General features: G+C 67.3%; 19 protein-coding genes. 15 read left to right on the forward strand and 4 right to left on the reverse strand.

What is annotated here, in order from left to right; translation table 11 throughout:
- The first annotated feature begins 21 nt into the window (after nucleotides 1-21).
- Nucleotides 22-1932: an asparagine synthase-related protein gene (locus GWG54_RS00260; RefSeq protein ID WP_167935866.1), complete on the forward strand. Its 1911-nt coding sequence runs from the start codon at nucleotides 22-24 to the stop codon at nucleotides 1930-1932.
- Nucleotides 1925-3127 carry a carboxylate--amine ligase gene (locus GWG54_RS00265; RefSeq protein ID WP_167935867.1) on the forward strand — a complete coding sequence of 401 codons (1203 nt, stop codon included), beginning with the start codon at nucleotides 1925-1927 and terminating at the stop codon, nucleotides 3125-3127. Before GWG54_RS00260 ends, GWG54_RS00265 begins: the two co-directional genes overlap by 8 nt.
- A gap of 33 nt (nucleotides 3128-3160) precedes the next feature.
- Here the strand turns inward: GWG54_RS00265 and GWG54_RS00270 are convergent, their stop codons facing one another.
- Nucleotides 3161-4060 (reverse strand): polysaccharide deacetylase, encoded by a 900-nt coding sequence (locus GWG54_RS00270; protein ID WP_167935868.1) that lies wholly within the window; start codon nucleotides 4058-4060, stop codon nucleotides 3161-3163.
- Nucleotides 4061-4175: 115 nt separating this feature from the next.
- Here GWG54_RS00270 and GWG54_RS00275 point away from each other — a divergent pair, with 115 nt between their 5' ends.
- Nucleotides 4176-4841 carry a peptide-methionine (S)-S-oxide reductase MsrA gene (locus GWG54_RS00275; RefSeq protein ID WP_167935869.1) on the forward strand — a complete coding sequence of 222 codons (666 nt, stop codon included), beginning with the start codon at nucleotides 4176-4178 and terminating at the stop codon, nucleotides 4839-4841.
- A gap of 61 nt (nucleotides 4842-4902) precedes the next feature.
- Entirely contained in the window at nucleotides 4903-5580 is a 678-nt protein-coding gene (locus GWG54_RS21250) for a DUF502 domain-containing protein (RefSeq protein WP_167935870.1), read from the forward strand.
- A gap of 108 nt (nucleotides 5581-5688) precedes the next feature.
- Here the strand turns inward: GWG54_RS21250 and GWG54_RS00285 are convergent, their stop codons facing one another.
- Nucleotides 5689-6030 carry a hypothetical protein gene (locus GWG54_RS00285; RefSeq protein ID WP_167935871.1) on the reverse strand — a complete coding sequence of 114 codons (342 nt, stop codon included), beginning with the start codon at nucleotides 6028-6030 and terminating at the stop codon, nucleotides 5689-5691.
- Between the two features lie 440 nt (nucleotides 6031-6470).
- Between GWG54_RS00285 and rdfA the strand changes: the two genes are divergently transcribed.
- Nucleotides 6471-7097 (forward strand): rod-determining factor RdfA, encoded by a 627-nt coding sequence (rdfA, locus tag GWG54_RS00290; RefSeq protein ID WP_167935872.1) that lies wholly within the window; start codon nucleotides 6471-6473, stop codon nucleotides 7095-7097.
- Nucleotides 7098-7167: 70 nt separating this feature from the next.
- A complete protein-coding gene (locus GWG54_RS00295; protein WP_167935873.1) occupies nucleotides 7168-9132 on the forward strand; it encodes an archaea-specific SMC-related protein in 1965 nt (654 codons plus the stop codon).
- A gap of 64 nt (nucleotides 9133-9196) precedes the next feature.
- On the opposite strand, the gene GWG54_RS00300 is transcribed toward GWG54_RS00295, so the two are convergent.
- Nucleotides 9197-10360, reverse strand: coding sequence for an acyl-CoA dehydrogenase family protein (locus tag GWG54_RS00300; protein WP_167935874.1), 1164 nt, complete (start codon nucleotides 10358-10360; stop codon nucleotides 9197-9199).
- A gap of 695 nt (nucleotides 10361-11055) precedes the next feature.
- Between GWG54_RS00300 and GWG54_RS00305 the strand changes: the two genes are divergently transcribed.
- The 5 genes from GWG54_RS00305 to GWG54_RS00325 all read left to right on the forward strand — a co-directional run bounded on the left by GWG54_RS00305 (nucleotide 11056) and on the right by GWG54_RS00325 (nucleotide 17445).
- Nucleotides 11056-14286, forward strand: a complete 3231-nt coding sequence (locus GWG54_RS00305; protein ID WP_167935875.1) for an FAD-binding and (Fe-S)-binding domain-containing protein — start codon at nucleotides 11056-11058, stop codon at nucleotides 14284-14286.
- Between the two features lie 53 nt (nucleotides 14287-14339).
- On the forward strand, nucleotides 14340-14774 hold the full coding sequence (locus GWG54_RS00310) for a universal stress protein (protein WP_167935876.1): 435 nt from the start codon (nucleotides 14340-14342) through the stop codon (nucleotides 14772-14774).
- A gap of 160 nt (nucleotides 14775-14934) precedes the next feature.
- Entirely contained in the window at nucleotides 14935-16002 is a 1068-nt protein-coding gene (locus GWG54_RS00315) for an anthranilate phosphoribosyltransferase (protein WP_167935877.1), read from the forward strand.
- Between the two features lie 256 nt (nucleotides 16003-16258).
- Entirely contained in the window at nucleotides 16259-16567 is a 309-nt protein-coding gene (locus tag GWG54_RS00320; protein WP_312854243.1) for a DUF5518 domain-containing protein, read from the forward strand.
- Nucleotides 16568-16683: 116 nt separating this feature from the next.
- Nucleotides 16684-17445, forward strand: coding sequence for an SDR family NAD(P)-dependent oxidoreductase (locus GWG54_RS00325; RefSeq protein ID WP_167935878.1), 762 nt, complete (start codon nucleotides 16684-16686; stop codon nucleotides 17443-17445).
- 34 nt (nucleotides 17446-17479) lie between these two features.
- Here the strand turns inward: GWG54_RS00325 and GWG54_RS00330 are convergent, their stop codons facing one another.
- Entirely contained in the window at nucleotides 17480-18451 is a 972-nt protein-coding gene (locus GWG54_RS00330) for a succinylglutamate desuccinylase/aspartoacylase family protein (protein WP_167935879.1), read from the reverse strand.
- Nucleotides 18452-18550: 99 nt separating this feature from the next.
- Between GWG54_RS00330 and GWG54_RS00335 the strand changes: the two genes are divergently transcribed.
- The 4 genes from GWG54_RS00335 (at nucleotide 18551) to GWG54_RS00350 (ending at nucleotide 21732) form a co-directional block, all read left to right on the forward strand.
- The gene (locus GWG54_RS00335; RefSeq protein WP_167935880.1) at nucleotides 18551-19069 is read left to right on the forward strand and encodes a peptidylprolyl isomerase; all 519 of its coding nucleotides are present in this window, start codon (nucleotides 18551-18553) and stop codon (nucleotides 19067-19069) included.
- Nucleotides 19070-19201: 132 nt separating this feature from the next.
- Entirely contained in the window at nucleotides 19202-20161 is a 960-nt protein-coding gene (locus GWG54_RS00340) for an oxidoreductase (protein WP_167935881.1), read from the forward strand.
- A gap of 32 nt (nucleotides 20162-20193) precedes the next feature.
- The gene (locus tag GWG54_RS00345) at nucleotides 20194-20532 is read left to right on the forward strand and encodes a ferredoxin (RefSeq protein WP_167935882.1); all 339 of its coding nucleotides are present in this window, start codon (nucleotides 20194-20196) and stop codon (nucleotides 20530-20532) included.
- An 81-nt stretch (nucleotides 20533-20613) separates the two neighbouring features.
- The gene (locus GWG54_RS00350; protein ID WP_167935883.1) at nucleotides 20614-21732 is read left to right on the forward strand and encodes an AI-2E family transporter; all 1119 of its coding nucleotides are present in this window, start codon (nucleotides 20614-20616) and stop codon (nucleotides 21730-21732) included.
- The last annotated feature ends 62 nt before the right edge of the window (nucleotides 21733-21794 follow it).

Genomic DNA, 21794 nt, shown 5'->3' on the forward strand with positions numbered 1-21794 from the left:
CCGGAGTCGAGGTGATCTCTCGTGGTGTATACGCACGGTGAAATCCGTGCCGACGGATCGCTGTCCGGGGGGGTGTTCGAGGAGTGGCTTCCGTCCGAGTCGGGGATCCGATACGCGACCGACCACGTCGCGGTCGCCACCGACCCCGCCGCGTGTCACTCGTCGGGCGAGACGGCGGATGCCGAGAGCGAGTCGGTTCGCTGTTGGCTTCTCGGGGACGTCTACGGGTACGATCCCGCCGAAACGGGCCAGTCCGGCGGGTACGAGTCCCGCCCGGCCGACGTCGACCCGGCCCGGTACTGCCTCTCGATGTACGAGCGAACAGGATTCGAGTTCCTCGAGGGGCTCAACGGGAACTACACGCTGTTGCTCTACGATCGAGCGAGGCAGCGCTTCGCGCTCTGTACCGACCGGTTCGGCACGGTTCCAGTCTACTGGACGCGAACCGACGACGGCTCCATCGTCTTCTCGACGAACGTCCAGTTGATTCCGTACCATCCGAACGTCGACACCGCGTTCCACCCGGCGTACCTCCACGAGTACCTCGCCTTTCGGCGCACCTTCGGCGTGAAGACGCCCCTCGAGGGTGTCGAGAAGCTCGAGCCAGGGACGATCACCTCGATCGCGCTCGGCGACGGATCGGTCCGGACCGAACAGTACTGGCGACCCCGGTACCAGCCCCGCGACGAGTCCTTCGAGTGGTTCGTCGAGGAGTTCGCCGACCGATTCCGGACCGTCGTCGACGAGTGGACCCACGACGGCCACGAGTACGGCGTCTTGCTGTCGGGAGGCAGCGACTCCCGGCTCGCCCTGTCGGTCCTCGAGAACGCGACCGCGTTCCACATGAACGACTGGATGAACCGCGAAGCCCGCATCGCCGAGCGAGTGGCCCTCGCGGCCGGGGCGGAGTTCGAGATGCTCGAGCGAGGACCGGAGTACCGCATCGGCGCCCTCGAGCGGAACCGGTGGGCCGACTCCTTCAACGGCTGGTTCAGTCAGCCCTACACGAGCGGGTTCGAGTTCCAGATCACCGACCGGGTCGACGGGCTGCTGTCGGGGCTGTACAGCGACTCGCTGTTCGGCGGGTACAGCGTCCCGTCGCCGAAGCTCTCGCTGGGACCGCTCGGTTCGATGATGGTACCGATCGAACGTCCGATCGAAACCGTCGACGAGTACGTCGACCTCCTGCTCGAGCGCGCCCACGACAATTTCGATCTGCCGACCGATCTCCGGACGATCCTCGAGTCGAACATCTACCGGGACGGCGACCGGATCGTCCACCACGGCGTGACCTACGAGTCGCTCGAGGATCTGGTCTACTACGGCAGCTGTTATCCGCTCTCGAACGACGACGATATGCGGTTCCACAGCGACCTCCGCCGGATGCTCCCCTATCGGTCGCCGTTTCTCGACAATCGGCTCCTGGATATCTCGCTGTCGATGCCGTCCCGATACCGCCTTCGACGGGATCTCGTCGGTCAGGCGGTTACCCGTCTGGACCCCGAGCTCGCCGCGATCCCACACGCCAGCACCGGCGTCTCGATCTCGCGGTCGTTCCCGGTCGAGTACGCCGGCGAACACTTCCTTGAGTTCTGGCGCAAGCACGTCACCAATCGGACTCCCCCGAAGCCGTACTTGACCGACGGGCCCTGGTTGGACGACGCGGAGCTGCTTCGCTCGTTCGAGTTCACGGACGAAGTTCTCGACCACCGGGGTCATCTGGCCGACGCGTTCCCCGGCCCCGACGCCGACGCGATCCGACGGCTGTATCAGACTCACTGCCACGACGAGGATCGTGTCGGCGAACTCTACACGCTACTGACGGTGTTAACGATGCCTGTAACGGAGTACCTTACCGACGCTACCGAGTCGAACGGAACGGAGATGATCGATCCGCTCTCCCGACAGTCGCAGGTGATCGACGTTGAGTGACGATCGCGACGCGGTCGTCGTCACCGCCTCCCGGTACCCCCACGGGTACGCCTCGATCCGTTCGCTCGGGTCGAAAGACGTCTACACGATCGCCGCGGTCGACGACACCGACCTGAGCGTTACGGCCTCGCGGTACTGCGACGAGTCCGTCCTCGTGCCGCCGCCGAGTAATCTGCCGGCCTACAGGGACGCGCTGCTCGGACTGGCCGCCCGTCCGGACGTCCGAACCATCGTCCCGCACCGCCCGCACGACACGTACATCCTCTCGCGGGACTACGAGGCGTTCGATCGCCACGTCGACCTCGTCGTGCCGCAAATGGAGACGCTCCGGAACGTCCACGACCGCAAGCGCCTCGCGGAGATCGCGACCGACGCCGGCGTGGCGATCCCGGAGACCCAACTGCTCACCGAGGTCGAGGACTGGAGCGACAACCGGATCGTCAAGTCCCGGTACAACCTGTTGACCGACGCCTACCTCGAGGAGTTCGAACTCGAGGACTCGAAGATCGCCAAATCCGTCGAGCACATCGCACCCGGCGAGGCGCCCGATACGGACGCGCTGATCGAAAAGATGGGCCACGAGCCGATCGTCCAGGAGTACGTCGAGGGTGCCGGCGAGTACGTCTTCGGCGCGCTGTACGACCACGGCGAGGCGCTGGGCACCTTCCAGCACCGCCAGCTCCGTGGCGACTCCTACACCGGCAGCGGCGGGGTCTACCGCGAGTCGGTCCACATCCCCGAACTCGAGGAAGCCGGGCGGGCGATCCTCGACGAACTCGAGTGGCACGGGCTGGCCTGCATCGAGTACATCGAGGACGCCGAGACCGGCGAGTTCTCGATCGTCGAGATCAACCCGCGGATGTGGCAGTCGCTGGCGTGTGCGGTCGAGGCGGGCGCCGACTTCCCGGCCTGGTACTGGCTCGCCGCGACGGGCCGCAGCGAGCTGATCGAGCCCGGCTACGAGACCGGCGTCAGCACCCACTACCTCTACGGCGAGCTCGAACACCTCGTCAGCGTCGCCCGTGAGAAGTCGCCGTTCGTCGAACGGCCCTCGCTCCCGGGTCGCGCCGGCGAGATCGCCAGATCGTGCATCGAGGACCGATCGTTCGACTTCCTCCACCGCGACGATCCGATGCCGATCGTCCGGCAGGTCCGCAACGAGGTCGGGGACGCCCTCGGGCGACGACTCGACTGACCGCCCTCGGAGTGGAACCGAACCGGGAGTCGCTCAGACGTAGTTACTCTCGCTCTCGTAGATCGAGGGATCGTCCCTGAACGTCTCGGCGACCGTCTCGAGGGTGACGAAGCGGGCGTTCTCGTGGCCCTTGACGTACTGGATGAACTCCTCGAACAGCGGGATCATGTGGGGCAGCCCGTGGAGGTCGGGATGGATCGTGAACGTGTAGATGCCCGCGCCCCGGCGGTTGTAGAGGTAGTCGAACTGGCGTTTGTAGTACTGCTCGTACATCATCTCGGGGTCCTTGTAGCCGGCGTGGTAGACCGGCTGCTTGATGAACAGCATCGGCGGGATGTCGTCGCGGTACCAGCTGATCGGGATCTCGACGACGTCGGTCTCCTCGCCGTACCGGTACGGCTCCATCCACGCCTCCGGGCTCTTGTCGTAGTCGATCTTCTCCCAGCTGTCGCCCTTTCGCATCCAGCCCGGCTCGAACTCCCGTTCCATCAGGCTGCTATCGTACTCGAAGCCGTGTTTCTCGACCAGCTCCGGCGTGTTCTCGCTGAACTCCCACCAGCTGGCGCGGTGGCCGACGGGCTCCGAGCCGGTGACGTCCTCGATCAGCTCGATCGAGACCTCGAGGATCTCGTCTTCCTGTTCCCTCGAGAGGTCCGTCGGGTTCTCGTGGGAGTAGCCGTGGACCCCGAGCTCGTGGCCCGCGGCCGCGACCGCCTCGATCTCGTCGCGGAAGGTCTCGATCGTGTGCCCGGGGACGTACCACGACGTCTCGATGTCTTGCTCCTCGAACAGCTCGAGCATTCGGGGGATCCCCTCGTTGCCGGCCGACAGGCCTCGAGAGAGGTCCGCGGGCGAGTCCTCGCCGCCGTAGGAGCCGAGCCAGCCGGCGACGCAGTCCGCATCGACGCCGATCGCAACGTCAACTGTTCCCATAACGTCCGGAGAGCCACCGACGAGGGGGAAGGAACTAGGGGCTGCACGTGCCGACGAACGCGGAGCCATCCGGCGGACGGCGACAGCCCCATCACGCTCGGAGCCAAGAGCCGGTATGGAACCGACGGAGTCTACGGCCGACGAGCCGGCCCTGCTCGAGGACGCACCGCTCGACCTCCCGAACGGGACCGAGACGGCGACATTCGGGGCGGGCTGTTTCTGGGGGCCCGACGCCCGCTTCGGCGCGCTCGAGGGCGTCGCCCGAACCCGGGTCGGCTACGCGGGCGGGACCGAGCCAGACCCGACCTACTTCGCGCTGGGTGATCACACCGAGGTCGTCCGGGTCGCCTACGACCCCGAGATCGTCTCCTACGAGGAGCTCCTCGAGACGTTCCGGGCGAGCCACGACTGGCACTCGGCGGCGTCGAAACGGCAGTACCGAAGCGTCGTCCTCGCCCACGACGACGAGCAGTACGAGCTCGCCCGGCGGGATCGAGACGCGATCGCCGAGCGCACCGGTCGATCGCCGGCCACCGACGTCGAACTCCTCGAGGCGTTCCACGCGGCCGAGCCGTTCCATCAGAAGTACGAACTCCGCTCGCGGCCGATCGTCGGCGACGAACTCGAGACGCTGTACGGCGAAGCGTTCGTCAATTCGACGGTCGTCGCCCGACTCAACGGGTTCGCGGCCGGCCACGTCGATCGGAGCCGGTACGACGCGTTGCTCGCCGCCCTGGATCTCCCGACGCCGATCCTCGCGGAGCTCCGACGGTGGCGGTGAATCCAGCCGTCCTCGAAGCCGATCTAAACCTATTCATAGGGGAAGACGCCTACCGGTGCGTGTGGAAGGATCGGATTCGAGTTCGTGGCAGCGGGATTTCGGACGGGGGTTCGTCGTCGTCGCTCCGATCCTCGTCACGGCGTTTCTCGTGTACGTGCTCTACTCGTTCGTCTCGACGTTCGTTCCGACGATGGTGCTCGACGCGGCCGCGCTCGAGCCGTTCCTCCCCGGGGTCGGCGAGCGCACCCGCGAGGTCGCGGCGGGACTGATGCGCGCTGCCGTCGTGCTCTCGATCGTCTGCGCCTCGATGTACCTGCTCGGTTATCTCGCACGAACGACGATCGGAGAGCTGTTCGAGGCCTGGCTCGACCGCGCCGCGAACCGCGTTCCGGGGCTGCGACTCGTTTACAACGCCTCGAAGACGGCGACCGAAGTGACGTTCGGATCCGAGTCGGTGCAGGGCCCGGTCAAACTCGAGCTCTGGCGCGGGGTCCGGATGACCGCGTTCAAGACCGGTCAGCGCACCGAGGACGGTCGCGTGTTGCTGTTCCTGCCGACGTCGCCGAACGTCTCGACCGGGTTCATCCTCGAGGCCGATCCCGACGACCTCACGGAGCTCGAGGAGAGCACCGAGTCGGCGCTGACGCGGATCATCAGCGCGGGGTTCGGCGGGGACGAGAAAACCGATACCGGTCGCTCCGACGAGGGCGCCCGTTCGAAACGGCGATCGGATCACTGAGATCCGCGACCGCAACCGCGACTCGCTCCGGGACGCGTATGGGTCGAGCGCCGCGGCTCCCGCCGGGTCGGCCGATCCCGGGTCCGGCTCCCCGCGAGTCGCGATCGATCAGGCCCGTCCGGTGCTTGCGGGTTTCTCCGGGAGGTGTCGGTACCGCGCCAGTTCCCCGTCCTCGAGGATGACCAGCAGGATATCGCGCGGGGCGATCTCGTCGAACTCGTCGACGTCGACGACCAGCTGGTCGACCACCCGATTGCCATCTTCGAGCAGGACGACGACGTGTCGGCCGTCGACGATCCGATCGACGACGCCAACGTACCGCTGAGCGCCCTCGCTCGAGGCCGACGCCGAACACGCGCCGACGGCGCCCGTTCCGAGGGCGGGAACGGCCGCCAGCGCGCCGATCGTCGTGAGTGCGGTTCGTCGTGACAGGTTTCGTGGCGCTGTCATACCCCGGTTGGACGCGGGTTCGGATATAAAATCGCGGATCGACCGGATCGCTTCGGTCGTCGCCGATCGAGACATATATTATTCCAGAGCAGATACCTTATCCACCAGATAGTTTATAGAATGTGAAACGGACGGCATATTCTGTCGATGCAGAAACCGTAACGGGGACACACCTCGAGTTCGTCTACACCGTCGTTACGGCTTACTTCTCCCTATTAACACATCAATAAATACCTATACTTAACGATATCTTATTAGTTCGGCAGTTGATCGCGTACTGGCGGTACTTCGCTACCGTACTGCCCGTATACATATTGAAACCTATCTATACTAGATACTGGTATTTCTCGAGCGGCGTCGCGACTGGCTTACGGACATACCTATGTAAATGGGGTGTGGTCTCGGAACCCTTTTTGCCGGCTACACCTATCGCTGTAGCAATGGCTAACCGCGAGGGTTCGACCGGCCGGAGCGAGACGTGTTGTAAGCTCGGACGCGTCGCTGACGAGTACGCGCTTTCGGGACTCGACGACGACCTCGTCTCGTACTGGACCGGAACGGGCGACGAACAGTACAGCACGCGGGAGCTCGCGCGAATCGTCAATCGGCGGATCCTCGAGGCCGCCTTCGAGGACGCGGGCGTCTCGTACAAGGACGGCGAGATCGAGAACACCTACCGGCTGCTCAGCGACGACGACGTCACGAGCGGGACGCGGGTGCAGACCCGCAACGAGCTCGAGCGCGACGGCGTTCCCGTCGAGGACGTCGAGTCCGATTTCGTCTCCCACCAGACCGTCTACAACCACCTCACCAAGTGCCTCGACGCGTCGCTGGCGACGCCGAGCGACGAGGAACGGCTCGAGCGAGCCGAGGAGAAACTCGGCGCGCTCCAGAACCGAACCGAGGCGGTGACGGGAGACACGATCGCACAGCTTCGGCGCAACGACGTCATCGACATCGGCGAGTTCGACGTCCTCGTCTCCGTGACCGTCACCTGCGAGGAGTGTCAACAGCAGTACACGGTCCGTGAACTCCTCGAGGAGGGGTCCTGCGGTTGTTCCGGCTGACGGTCGCGAACGCCGGTAGATGGGAGGTGAATGGACAATACCTATCCGTTCGGCCGCGCTACCCGACCGTATGAAAACGAGCCAGAACGTATCGGATCGGGAGACTCCGGACCGGGCGACGCTCTCGGTAAGCAATATCGGCGGTATCGAGGAGACGAGCGTCTCGTTCCAGCGGGGAATCACCGTGCTCTCCGGGCGAAACGCGACCAACAGAACGTCGCTGCTCCAGGGGATCATGGCCGCGCTCGGCAGCGACCGGGCGAGTCTCAAAGCCGACGCGGAGGAGGGCGAGGCCATTCTCGAGTTCGGCGACGAGACGTACCGTCAGACCCTCCACCGGCGAAACGGGACCGTCGTCACCGACGGCGACCCGTACCTCGATGACCCGGAGATCGCGGACCTGTTCGCGTTCCTGCTCGAGTCCAACGAGGCGCGCCGGGCCGTCGCCCGAGGCGACGAGCTCCGGGAGCTGATCATGCGACCGGTCGACACCGAGGCGATCAAGGCCGAAATCCAGCAGCTCGAGCAGCGAAAGCAACGCATCGACGACGAACTCGCCGAACTCGACCAGCTCGAGGACCGCCTCCCCGACCTCGAGGCCAAGCGGACGCGAGCGAGCAACGAGATCGACTCGCTCCGCGAGGAACTCGAGGAGGCCGAGGAGCGACTCGAGGCGACCAACGTCGACGTCGAGACGCGCCGCGAGGAGCGCTCCGAGCTCGAGACGAAACTCGACGAGCTACGCGAGACGCGGTCGGAGCTCGAGCGCACCCGGAATCGGATCGACACCGAGCGCGAGAGCATCGAGGCCCTCGAGGACGAGCGCGAGGAGGTCGAGGCCCGGCTCGAGGCGCTCTCGACGGGCGAGGACGTCGATATCGGTCGGCTGGAGGCAGAGATCGACTCGCTGCAGGCCCAGAAGGACGACCTCAACGAGGAGATCTCGCAGCTCCAGCGGACGATCCAGTTCAACGAGCGGCTGCTCGAGGAGGCCGGCGAGTTCCTCGAAACCGACGAGCACCGAACCGACGGCGCCGTCACCGACCAGCTGCTGGCCGACGACGACTCGGAGACGGTCACCTGCTGGACCTGCGGTTCGTCGGTCGCGACCGAACAGATCGAGTCCACGCTCGATCAGCTCCGGTCGGTCCACCAGGACCGCCTCGAGGAGCGGTCGTCGATCGACGACGAGCTCGACGAGAAGCGGGCGACCCGCGCCGAGGTCGACGAGAACCGAACGGAGTACGAAAGCGCCACCCGTCGCCTCGACTCGATCGACGACGAGATCGAGCGCCGACGCGACAGGATCGACGACCTCGCCGACGACCGCGAGTCCCTGACCGAGGAGATCGAGGACCTCGAGGGCGAGATCGACGACCTCGAGAGCGACGGCTCCGAGGACGTCCTCGAGCAACACCGCGAGGTCAACCAGCTCGAGTTCGAACTCGAGCGCAAGGAGCGCGAGCGCGACGAGATCGAGGAGGAGATCGCCGACGTCGAGGAGCGACTCGACGAACGCGAGGGCCTCGAGAGCCGCCGCGAGGAGACGACCGAGGAGCTGACCGACCTGCGCACCCGGATCGACCGGATCGAGGAGGACGCCGTCGAGGCGTTCAACGAACACATGGAGAACCTCCTCGAGACGCTGGGCTACGCCAACCTCGATCGGATCTGGATCGACCGCACCACCCGCGAGGTCCGCGAGGGCCGCCGGAAGGTCTCGCGGTCCTCGTTCGACCTGAAGATCGTCCGCAGCACCGAGGAGGGGGCGGCCTACGAGGACGCGATCGAGCACTTAAGCGAGAGCGAACGCGAGGTGACGGGACTGGTGTTCGCGCTGGCGGGATACCTCGTCCACGACGTCTACGAGACGGTGCCGTTCATGCTGCTGGACTCGCTTGAGGCGATCGACGCCGAGCGGATCACGGCGCTGGTCGAGTACTTCGAGTCGTACGCACCCTACCTCGTCGTCGCCCTGCTCGACGAGGACGCCGAGCAGCTCGCACAGAGCCACGACGTCGTCACCGAGATCTAACGGGACGGCTCGAGCGGACGCCGTTTTCGGCGATGGGCGCCTCGGTCGCCGCGGATCGCCACCGCTACGTGAACGCCTGGAAGCCAGTCAGCTCCTCGCCGAGGACGAGCGTGTGGATGTCGTGGGTCCCCTCGTAGGTGTAGACCGTCTCCATGTTCGCCATGTGGCGCATCGGCGAGTAGTCGGTCGTGATCCCGTTGCCGCCGAGCATCTCGCGAGCGACCCGCGACTGGTCGCGGGCCGTCCGGACGTTGTTGCGCTTCGCCATCGAGACGTGCTTTGGGCGCATCTCTCCCCGTTCCTTGAGGTCGGCGAGCCGGTAGGCCAGCAGCTGGGCCAGGGTGATCTGGGTTGCCATCTCGGCGAGCTTCTCCTGTTGAAGCTGGAAGCGACCGATCGGCCCGCCGAACTGCTCGCGTTCGGTGGCGTAGGCCCGGGCCTCCTCGAAACAATCGCGGGCGGCCCCGACCGCACCCCAGGCGATCCCGAACCGGGCCTGCGTGAGACACGACAGCGGCCCCTTCATCCCCGACACTCCCGATAGGACGTTCTCCTCGGGGATCCGAACGTCGTTGAGTCCGATCTCGCCGGTGATCGACGCGCGAAGGGAGAGCTTTTCGGTTAATTTGTTCGTCGAGACGCCGTCCCGATCGGTCTCGACCAGGAACCCGCGGACGGGGTCGTCCTCGCTCGAGCGATCCCGCGCCCAGACGACCGCGACGTCGGCGATCGGCGCGTTCGTGATCCAGGTCTTCGAGCCGTTCAGGACGTAGCCGTCGCCGTCTCTCTCGGCGGTGGTCTCCATCGCCGAGGGGTTCGACCCGTGTTCGGGCTCGGTCAGGCCGAAACAGCCCACGGCCTCGCCCTCACCCAGTGCGGGCAGCCACTCCTCCTTCTGGGCCTCGCTGCCGTAGGCGTGGATCGGATACATCACGAGCGCGCCCTGGACCGAGGCCATCGAGCGCAGCCCCGAGTCGCCCGCCTCGAGCTCCTGCATGAGGAGTCCGTACGCCGTCTCCGAGACGTTCGGCGAGCCGTACCCCTCGAGGTTCGGCGCGTAGAAGCCGAGTTCGCCCATCTTCGGGATGAGCTCTTTCGGGAAGGTGCCCGCCTCGAAGTGGTCGCCGATGTCGGGTTTGACGCGTTCCTCGACGAACTCTCGGGCCGTGTCCCGGATCATCCGCTCCTCCCGATCGAGATCGGCCTCGAGCTGTACGAAATCCAGCATAGTGGATAGTACGCGAACCCCGCATTAGGTATTGTGGTGCGCACCCAGACCACACCCGATCCCCGTACTCGACGGGACGCTCCTCCCCGACCGAAGTTACAGCGTTTTCGAGGTGACTCGTCCGGCGTACGATGCTCACAGGACGAACACCGCGCGATCCGCGAGGCCGGCCTCGACGGTCGGCTTCGATCCGTTTCGAACGGTTCCCGTGGTATGTCGGACAAGCGTACGGTTCGAGGAGTAGAACGTAGTAGATACTCTCACGATAGCGCACAATTTCGAGCGGGCGATTTCGGGCGGAAACCCGAAACGGTCGATCATTCGCTCGAACGCCGCGTTCGATCGCTCCGAAGGACACGCGACGGGCGAGGCTCCGAACGCCGACGATCGTCGACCGATAGACCTCTCGAATTCCGCATTATCTACGCAGACCGACACTTCCGGCGATCGACTGCGACTCGGGATCGATCGGGTGGCGCACCTCGCGCTCGTAGCCGAAGCCGCCGACATCCCCCGTCGGCGCCGACGAAACACCGTCCTCTAGCCCAGCATCTATATGCGGCGTCCCCTCATGGACGGACGATGACCGTTGGACTCTCCCTCGAGCGCGGCGGTGACCGTCCCCCTGCGGTTCTCGGCGATCGGTCGGGTATCGCGACAGGAACGCCCGGTGTGGACGAACTCCGGACCCGCCAATGACGACGACGCCACCCTCCCGGTCGGATCCGGCCGACGATCCGAGAGCCGACTACGACTACCGGAGCGACGACGTCGATCGGCCGGCGCTGGTCGAGGACATCGGCCGTCTCGTCGGGGGCGACGTGCGCGCCGATTCGTACTCGCGGGAGCTGTACGCGACCGACGCGAGCGTCTACGAGGTGACGCCCATCGCGGTCGTCTTTCCGCGTTCGGCCGACGACGTCGCCGCAACCGTCGAGTACTGCGCCGAACGGGGAATCCCGGTGCTCCCGCGGGGCGGCGGGACGAGCCTCGCGGGTCAGACGGTCAACGAGGCCGTCGTGCTCGATTTCACGCTCTACATGGACGGCGTCGTCGATGTCGATCCCGACACCCGTCGGGCGACCGCCCAGCCCGGAATCTACCTCGAGACGCTCAACGAGACCCTCGAGCCCCACGGACTGAAGTTCGCGCCCGACCCCGCCTGGGGCGACAAGAGCGCGCTGGGCGGCGCGATCGGGAACAACTCGACGGGCGCCCACTCCCTGCAGTACGGCAAGACCGACGCCTACGTCGAGGAGGTGGAGGTCGTCCTCGCGGACGGCACCCGCACGCGGTTCGGTGAGGTCGCCATCGAGGACCTGCCCAACCTCGCTGACGGCGACGACCTCGAGTCGGCGATCTACGCCGCGGTCGCGCGGATCCTCGAGGAGCGGGGCGACCTGATCGAGGAGACGTACCCCGACCTCAAGCGCAACGTCTCGGGGTACAACCTGGACTGGTTGGTCAGCGAGGCGCGAGGCGCCTCGGCGCACGCGAACGGCGACGCCGTGAGCGAGGACGCACGGGGCGCGACTCGGAGCGTCGGCGAGCCCGATGCCGAGGGCGGAACCGTCAACCTCGCGAAACTCCTCTGTGGCAGCGAGGGAACCCTCGCGATCGTCACCGAGGCGACGGTCTCGCTCGAGCCCGTTCCCGAGACGAAGAGCATGACGCTGCTCGCCTACGACACCGTCCTCGAGGCGATGGACGACGTGGCGGCGATCGTCGACCACGACGCGGCCGCGGTCGAGGTCATCGACGACGTGCTGATCGACCTCGCCCGAGGGACCGCCGAGTTCGCGCCCGTCACCGAGATGCTCCCCGAGGGGACCGGTGCCGTCCTCATCGTCGAGTTCTACGCCGAGGACGCGGCCAACGGCGAACGGCGGGTCGCGAACCTGCTGGCCGATCGCTGCCCGTCGGTTGATCCCGTCGGCGACGCCGACCCCGAAGCGGAGCGGGTCGTCGCTGACGAGGCGGTCCGGGCGTTCGACGCGATCGAAGCTCACGACGCCGAGAGCCGGAGCCAGATCTGGAAGCTCCGCAAGTCCGGGCTCCCGATCCTGCTCTCGCGAACGACCGACGAGAAGCACATCGCGTTCCTCGAGGACACCGCCGTCCCCCCCGAGAACCTCCCGGCGTTCGTCGCGGACTTCCAGGCCGTACTCGAGGACCACGACACCTACGCCAGCTTCTACGCCCACGCCGGGCCCGGCGTCCTCCACATCCGCCCGCTGATCGACACGAAGACCGAGGCAGGGCTCGAGGAGATGGCGTCGATCGCCGACGCCGTCACGGATCTGGTCGTCGAGTACGACGGCTCGGTCTCGGGCGAGCACGGCGACGGCCGCGCGCGCACCCAGTGGAACCGGAAACTGTACGGCGAGGAGCTGTGGGAGACCTTCCAGGAGGTGAAGACGGCGTTCGACCCCGACTGGCTCCTGAATCCCGGTCAGGTCGTCTTCCGCGACGACGACCCCACCGACATGACCGAGCACCACCGGTTCGGCCCCGACTACGCGTTCGAACCCGGCTTCGAGCCCACCCTCGAGTGGGACAACGACAACGGCTTCCAGGGGATGGTCGAACTCTGCCACGGCTGTGGCGGCTGTCGGGGCGAGCAGTCCACGACGGGCGGCGTGATGTGTCCGACCTTCCGGGCGAGCGAGGAGGAGATCACGAGCACCCGCGGGCGGGCGAACGCGCTTCGGCAGGCGATGAGCGGCGACCTCGATCCGGGCGAGGCCTTCTCCGACGAGTTCGTCGAGGAGGTGATGGACCTCTGTATCGGCTGCAAGGGGTGTGCGATCGACTGTCCGAGCGAGGTCGACATGGCCAAACTCAAAGCGGAGGTCACCCACGAGTACCACGAGCGAAACGGCTCGTCGCTGCGGGATCGACTCTTCGCGAACGTCGCCACCCTCTCGCGGTGGGGCTCGAGGCTCCCGCTGCTCTCGACGGCGGCCCCGAAGCTTCCCGGCGCCCGGGCGCTCCTCGAGGCGACGATCGGAATCGACGCCGATCGGCCGCTGCCGTCGTTCCGTCCGATGACGTTCCGGGACTGGTTCGAAGAGCGAGGCGGCGCGGCCACCTCGAAAAAGCGAGCGCTGGAAGCGCAAGCGACGAGGGAGCCGACGGATTCCGCGGCTCGCGCGAACGGGACCCAGTCCCGCGAGCGGACGGACGGTTCGCGCGCGCCCGAGCGCGATGCCGACCGAAAGGCGATCGTCTACCCCGACCCCTACACCACCTACAGCCACCCCGAGGCGGGCAAAGCCGCCGTGCGCGTTCTCGAAGCCGCGGGCGTCCCCGTGAAGGTGCCCGACGACCTCGACGATACGGGTCGGCCCGCGTTCTCGAAAGGCTTTCTCGAGCGGGCCGAGGCGACCGCCCGCGAGAACGTCCGTGCGCTGGCGCCGCTGGTCGAGGACGGCTGGGACGTCGTCGTGATCGAGCCCTCGGACGCGGTCATGCTCCAGTCGGACTACCTCGACTTGCTCTCCGACGAGGACGCCCGAACCCTGGCGGAGGCGAGCTACGGAGTCTGCGAGTACCTCGATACGTTCCGGCTGGACGAACGGCTCGCGTTCGACGCCCCCGACGAGTCGCTGACCTACCACGGCCACTGCCACCAGAAGGCGACGGCGAAAGATCACCACGCCGTCGGCGTCCTCCGGCGAGCCGGCTACGCCGTCGACCCCCTCGACTCGGGTTGCTGCGGGATGGCCGGCAGCTTCGGTTACGAGGCCGAACACGGCTCGATGAGCGACGCCATCGCGTCGATCCTCTACGACCAGGTCGAGGCCAGCCCCGGCGAGCGGGTGGTCGCGCCCGGCGCCTCCTGTCGCACCCAGCTGCAGAACCGCGACGGGGACGTCGAGGAGCCCCCGACGCCGATCGAACTCGTCGACGCCGCGCTCGAGTAGTCCCCTCGACCCCGGGGAATCCGTTTATGGCGCTGGTTCCCGTAGGTCTCGCTATGGTTTCCAGCGTGCTGGTTCCGATCGACGACTCGGAGCGGTCGACCGAGGCCCTCGAGTACGCCCTCGAGACCCACTCGGACGCGACGATCACGGCGATACACGTCATCGACCCGCGAAAGTTCTACGCGGCGACCGGGATCGAGGGCAGCATCACGGCCGACTACGAGCGGATCGAAGAGAACTACGAGCGGCAGGCGGAGGCGCTCCTCGAGGAGGCCCGCGAGACGGCCGCCGAACGGGGGGTCGAACTCGAGACGGAGTGGGTCACGGGGGCGGTCGCCCGCTCGATCGTCGACTACGCGGACGAGCACGACGTCGACGGGATCGTCATGGGCAGCCACGGCCGCTCGGGAGCAAGCCGCGTCCTGCTGGGCAGCGTCGCCGAGAGCGTGACCCGGCGCTCCCCGGTCCCGGTGACGATCGTTCGCTGAGACGGCTCGCTGAGCCGGCCTTCGGGACGGCTATGGACCGCGAAACCGCCTCGAGAGCGAGGTCCGTTCCGGCCCCGACCGCGTCGTCCGGCGTCGGAGACGGCCCCGAAAAAGCGCCGGAAACGGGACTCTTTTGCGCCCGCTTGGCCAACGACGGCCTATGACTCAGTCATCCGATACGTTCGGCGAGTGGCCGCTCAAGCGGCTGCTGACCGAGGTCGTCGGTTCGGGACCAAAGTCGGCCGACGACATGACCCGCGAGCAGGCCCGCGAGGCGCTCCGGCGGATCCTCGCGGGCGAGCCCGAGGAGACGACGCTGGGCGCGTTCTGGCTCGCGAACCGCTGGAAGCGAAACACCCCCGAGGAGCTGGCGGCGTACGCCGACGTCATGCGCGAGGAGTCGGTGCGTACGGCCGCACCCGAGTGCGATCCCGTCGACTGCGGCGCGAACTACGACGGCAAGCACACCTCCGCGCTGCTCGGCGTCGGCGCCGGCGTCGTCGCCGCCGCGGCCGGCACGCCCGTCGTCGTCCACTCCGGGGACGGCGTTCCGACCCAGAAGGAGACGGCGTACAAACACGTGCTGGACGAACTGGGCGTTCGCACCGATCTCGAGCCCGGAGCCAGCGCCGAGATGGTCGACGAGACCGGGTTCGGCTTCTACTACCAGCCCGCGTTCAACCCCGGGATCGACGACCTCTTCGAACGACGCGACGAGATGGGCGTCCGAACGTTCGTCAACACGATCGAGACGATCGCCAACCCCGCCGAGGCCGACGTCCACCTCGGCTCCTTTTACCACCTCGCGTTCGCGAAGAAGCTGACCGACCTCATGGCAGAGAGCGAGCGACTCGAGTTCTCGAGAGCGATCTTCTTCCAGGGCATGGAGGGGTACGACGACATCCGGCCGGGATACACGAAGGTCGCCGAGTGGAACGCCGGCGAAGAACTGGAGGACTACGAGATCGAGACCGCCGAGTACGGCATGGAGATGGAAAGCGAGGATCTGGCAGTCGACGACGTCGCCGCCGACTCCGCGGCGATCACCGAGGACGTGCTGGCCGGGGAGCGCGACGACCAGTTCGCCGACGCCGTCGCGCTCAACGGCGCCTTCAGGATGTACGCCCGCCGGGACGTCGACAGCCTCGAGGACGGCCTCGAGCGGGCCCGCGACGCCATCGCCGACGGCAGCGCGCAGGCGGTGCTCGAGGAGCTACGCGAGTTCTGAGTCGAGGGGTTCCCTTCGGATTCTCACGAGGAGCCGTCACGGTCGAGCCCGCTGACGGTCGGAACGTGGCGATCGGCGTCCTCGTCGGTAATCGTTCTGCCCATTACGAAGATCTGACAGTCAGATATATCAACTATCGTGTATTGGTTGGCGTACGGCTCCGAACGATCCGCCGCCGTCGCTCGAGAACTCGACCCCGCCGCCGGTCGGCGAACAGGATTCCGGGCGCGGCTCGAGCACCGCGCTCAACGCCGTCATCGGCGGCGTCGTCGGAGTCGTCCTCTCGTTCGTTCCGCTGTCGCCGGTGCTCGGGGGCGCCGTCGCCGGCTACCTCGAGGGGGGCGATACCGACGGCGGACTGAGAGTCGGCGCGCTCGCCGGACTGGTCGCGCTCGTGCCGGTGCTTTTCGTCGGGTTCGCGTTGCTTTTCGTCCTCGGATTCGGTCCAACGTCGCCCGCGTTGGGTCTCGTAGGGCTGTTCGGACTTCTCTTTGCGGCGGTGTACACCGTCGGGCTGAGCGCCCTCGGCGGTACTATCGGCGTCTACGTCGAAAGCGAGTTCTGAGATCGTCCCGGCATTCGTTACCACCGGTTCGTCCCCGAGCGATTTCGTCTAACGCTGCTCGAAAATCTGCCGAGATCACGAACGATTTTATATAGTTTCCCTTCGAGGGTCGTGGTATGCGACTCGAGAACGAGACGGCTCTCATCACCGGAGCGGCGTCGGGAATCGGACGGTCGACGGCGGAGCGGTTCGCCGAGGAGGGGGCCAGGGTGATCGTCACTGACGTCGACGGCGACGGGGGGGAGGCGGTCGCGGACGACCTCGCCGCGGACGGCGCCGAGGCGGAGTTCCACGAGTTAGACGTCACCGACGGCGAGGCGTTCCACGCGGTCGTCGACGCCGTCGACGAGTCTTACGGCCTCGACGTCCTCGTCAACAACGCGGGCACGGGCCATCCCTCGTCGCGCCTCGAGGACACCGCCGACTCGATGCGGGATTTCGTTATCGACGTCAACGTCAAGGGCGTCTGGAACGGCTGTCACGCCGCACTGCCCCACATGAAAGACCGCGGCGAGGGCGCGATCGTCAACGTCGGCTCGCTGGCGAGCATCCTCGGGCTGCCCAAACAGGCGGCCTACTCGCTGAGCAAGGGCGCCGTGTTGAACCTGACGCGGGCGATCGCCGCCGAGGCGGGTCCGTACGGGGTGCGCGCGAACACCGTCTGTCCGGGCTTTACCGACACCGCGTTGCTCGAGCAGTACCTCGCCGGACGGGACGACCCCGAGGCGGCCCGCGAGGCGATGGCCGAGGAGTACCCGCTCAAGCGCCTCGCCGAACCCGAGGAGGTCGCCGACGCGATCCTGTTTCTCGCGAGCGACGAGGCTTCCTTCGTCAGCGGCCACGGACTGGTCGTCGACGGCGGGTTCTCGACCTGCTAGGCGGTCCGAACCGAAACCCGGACCGCGTCGCCGCTCACTCCTCGCGGATCAGGGCGACGCTCGCGAGCTTGTCGCCGGCCGCGACGGTCGACTCGCGGGTGAGCGTGTAGAGCAGCCCCCCGCGGTTCGCGGTCGCCGACTGGAGTGGCTCGTAGGTGGTCGGATCGTACACCGTCCCCAGCGGATCGCCCGCGGCGACCGGCCGACCGACCTCGAGGCTCGGCTCCGGACGGAACAGCCCCGACTCGTCGGCGACGACCTGGCCGAGGTGGTTCCTGGCGAGGGTCTGTTCGCGGTCGGGGACCTCGCCCGGGAGCATCCCGAGCTGGCGACAGACGTCGCACAGTCCGTCGACGCCGATCTCGACGGCGTCCTCGAGGATCTGTTTGTTGTGTGCCAGCTCGGGCGTGATCGCGGGGATCCCCTCGTTTGCGGCCGCGACCCGGAGCTTCCCGGCGAACCCGCGGCGGTGCCACTCCTCGCTCGCGTCGTCGTCGGCCTCCTCCGAGAGCAGGAGGTCGGTGCCGAACGCCTCGGCCAGCGCGCGGGACTCCTCGTCGCCCTCGAGGAAGACGACGTGGGGGAGCATGTCGGGACTCCCGGTGTGGAGGTCGACGACGGCGTCGGCGCCCTCGACGTACTCCCAGAGGCGGGCCGCCATGCGCTGGTGGAGGCTGCCGTCGGCGTCGCCGGGCCACACCCGGTTCATGTTCGGGTTGACGCTGTCGATGATCTCCGGCGTCGTGTACGAGACCCGATCGAAGGTGAGCGGGTTCGCGACCGGGACGGCGACGATCCGCCCCGACAGCGACTCGAGTGGGAGCCGCTCGTGAAAGCGTCGCAGCGTCTCGGTGCCGTTTATCTCGCGGCCGTGCTGGGCGGCCTGGACGTACAGCGTCGGCCCGTCGTCGTCGCCCTCGTAGCTGTGGACCGTCGTCGTGATCTCAACGCCCGACGGCAGCCGCGCGAGCGTCACCTCCTCGCTCGTGTGCGTTCCCGCGGTCATGGCCGTCCCGTACCACGTCGGGCGGTATGTACCTGCGGCAGGCGGCCACACCGTTCCGAGACCACTACCGTTTTCACCCGTCCGACCGTCGGTCGAGGTATGAGCAACGTTACTGCGACCCTGCACACCAGCAAGGGCGACATCGAGGTCGAACTCTACGACGAGCGCGCGCCCCGCACCGTCGACAACTTCGTCGGACTCGCGACGGGCGGTCAGGAGTGGACCGACCCCGAGACGGGCGAGGAGGTCGAGGGCGAACCGCTGTACGACGACGTGCTCTTTCACCGCATCATCGACGGGTTCATGATCCAGGGCGGGGACCCGACCGAGACGGGTCGGGGCGGCCCCGGCTACCAGTTCGACGACGAGTTCCACGAGGAGCTGCGCCACGACGACGCCGGGGTCCTCTCGATGGCCAACTCCGGACCCGACACGAACGGGTCGCAGTTTTTCATCACGCTGGACGCCCAGCCTCACCTCGACGACCGCCACGCCGTCTTCGGGAAAGTCACTGACGGGATGGACGTCGTCGAAGCGATCGGCAACGTCGAGACCGACGCCAACGACCGACCCCGCGAGGACGTCGTCCTCGAGTCGGTGTCGGTCGACTACGAGTAGGCGCCGCCGACCACGTCCCGTCGCGGACGCGTCGACGCACCCGGCCGTCGCTTCGGTCGCACCGACCTCCGACGGTCCGCGGCCAAACGATGCAACGGCTACGCTTAGGGGGGTCGGCTTCCTGACTGTCGTATGAGCTGGACGGCTGCGGACGTTCCCGACCAGAGCGAACGGACGATCGTCGTAACCGGCGCCAACAGCGGGATCGGCCTCGAGGCGACCCGCGAGCTCGCGCGCAACGGCGCACGGGTGATCATGGCCTGCCGGAGCGCGGATCGGGGCGAGCGGGCGGCCCGTGACGTCCGGTACGACGCGCCCGAGGCCGACCTCCGCGTCGAGGCCTGCGACCTGGGCGACCTCGAGTCGATCCGTTCGTTCGCGGACCGACTCGACGAGTCGGTCGACGTGCTGATCAACAACGCCGGCGTGATGGCGATCCCGCGGAGCGAAACCGCCGACGGGTTCGAGACGCAGTTCGGCGTCAACCACCTCGGTCACTTCGCGCTTACCGGGCTCTTGCTCGAGAACCTGGCGACCGACAGCGACCAGCCCGCGCGGGTCGTCACCGTCTCGAGCGGGGTCCACGAGCGCGGCGAGATCGACTTCGACGACCTCCACGGCGAGCGCGCCTACGATCCGTGGGGCGCCTACGCCCAGTCGAAGCTGGCGAACGTGCTGTTCGCCTACGAACTCGAGCGACGCTTCCTCACGGCCGGGCTGAACGCCGACAGCGTGGCGGTCCATCCGGGCTACGCGAACACGAACCTGCAGTTTCGCGGTCCCGAACGGCAGGGGAGCCGGCTCCGGCTGGCGGCGATGAAGCTCATGAACGCGGTGGTCGCCCAGTCCGCGGCGGCGGGCGCGTTACCGACGCTGTACGCCGCGACCGCCCCCGAGGTCGAGGGCGGCGCCTACTACGGTCCCGGCGGGCTCGGAAACATGCGCGGGTCCCCCGAGCGGCAGGCCTCCTCGGACCGATCGTACGACGAGGAGACCGCCCGCCGGCTGTGGGCGGTTTCGCGGGAGCTGACGGGCGTGAGCTACGAGCTGCCACGACCGACCGACGTCCCCGACCCGAGCGCGCGACCGTAACGCGAAAGCCGACGCGGCCGAACGACTTCGACATGAGCGACGACGAGATCAAACGCGCGAGCGACGTCGGCTCGGCGGACGCACCCCCGGTCGAGGAGAAACCGTACAAGCTCGTCTTCGAGGCGAACAGGTGCTTCGGCGCGGGCAAGTGCGCCGAGGTCAGCGACAACTGGGAGCTGTCGATCGCCACGGGGATCGCTCGGCCGGAAGCGTACTTCTTCGGGGAGGACGACCTCGAGCACAACCTCCGGGCCGCGGAGGTCTGTCCGGCGAAGAAAGGCGAGGGCTGCATCCACGTGATCGACCGTCGCACCGACGAGGAGCTCGCCCCGGATCCGCGGGGCGACGGCACGTTGAGCGTCGACTGGTGAGGCGGCGATGCGGCCGCGGAACCGCCGAGTCGGCGCGGTTCCAGCAGTGGACTAATCCCGCGGCCGCGTGAACGACCACGCATGGCAGACGGGAGCTACCTCTCGGACTGGGATCTCGAGCAGCGCGGACTGATCGCGATCACGCTACTGAGCGGCGTCCTCGCGCTGCTCGTTCTCGTCCCCTACATTCAGTACGTGCTGTTCGGTCTCGTTCTCGCGTACGTGCTCTACCCCCTTCAGCGCCGCCTCGAGAACTACCTCAGACCGACGATCGCGGCGTTCGTCATGGTGGTGGCGACGCTGCTCGTCGTGTTGATTCCGTTGGTGTACGTCGTCACGATCGCCGTCCGACAGGCCCTCGGGGTGGTTCCCGCGATCAGGGAGGGACAGTTCGACGTCGGAACGGTCCAGGAGGTTCTCGGTACCGAGGACCTCCCCGTCGATCCCGTCTCGCTGTACGAGTCGAACCAGGATCGAATCGCCACGGCCCTCCAGCAGGTCGCGACGGGAGCGCTCGATTTCGTCGGCAGCCTGCCGGGCCTGTTCATCGGACTGACCGTCACGCTGTTCGTCCTCTTCGGTCTGTTGCGGGACGGCGAGCGGGTCGTCGCGTGGACCAAGTGGGTCGTGCCCGTCGACGATCGGATCGTCAACGAACTCTGTGCGGGACTGGACGACCTCATGTGGGCCTCGGTCGTCGGGAACGCGGCCGTCGCGGCCATTCAGGCGGTATTGCTGGGTGTCGGCCTCCTGGTCGCCGGGGTCCCCGCCGTCATCTTCCTGACCGTCGCGACGTTCGTGCTCACCCTGTTGCCGCTGGTCGGGGCGTTCGGGGTCTGGATTCCGGCCGCGGGCTACCTCGTTGCGGTCGGACGGCCGACCGCCGGCGCCGCGGTCGCCGTCTACGGGCTGCTCATCACCTTCTCGGATACGTATCTCCGACCCGCGCTGATCGGTCACACCGACGCGTTCAACTCCACCATCGTCGTCGTCGGCATCTTCGGCGGGCTCATCGCCTTCGGCGCCGTCGGGCTGTTCGTCGGTCCGGTCGTCCTCGGCGGCGCGAAGCTCACCTTCGACTGCTTCGCGCGGGCGCACTCCGGGGAGCCCGCCGTCGACGGCCACCTCGAGGGGACGGTCGGCGCCGAATCGGAGAAACGGGCGGTGGCCGACGCGAACAACGGCGGGCCCGACGAGTGAGCCGCGGGGCGGTCGCGTCTCGACGGACACCGAAACGCACATCCCGAGACGACGAGTAGCCT

Origin of the sequence: Natronococcus sp. JC468 (assembly GCF_012163165.1) — an archaeon.
Lineage (GTDB): Archaea > Halobacteriota > Halobacteria > Halobacteriales > Natrialbaceae > Natronococcus > Natronococcus jeotgali.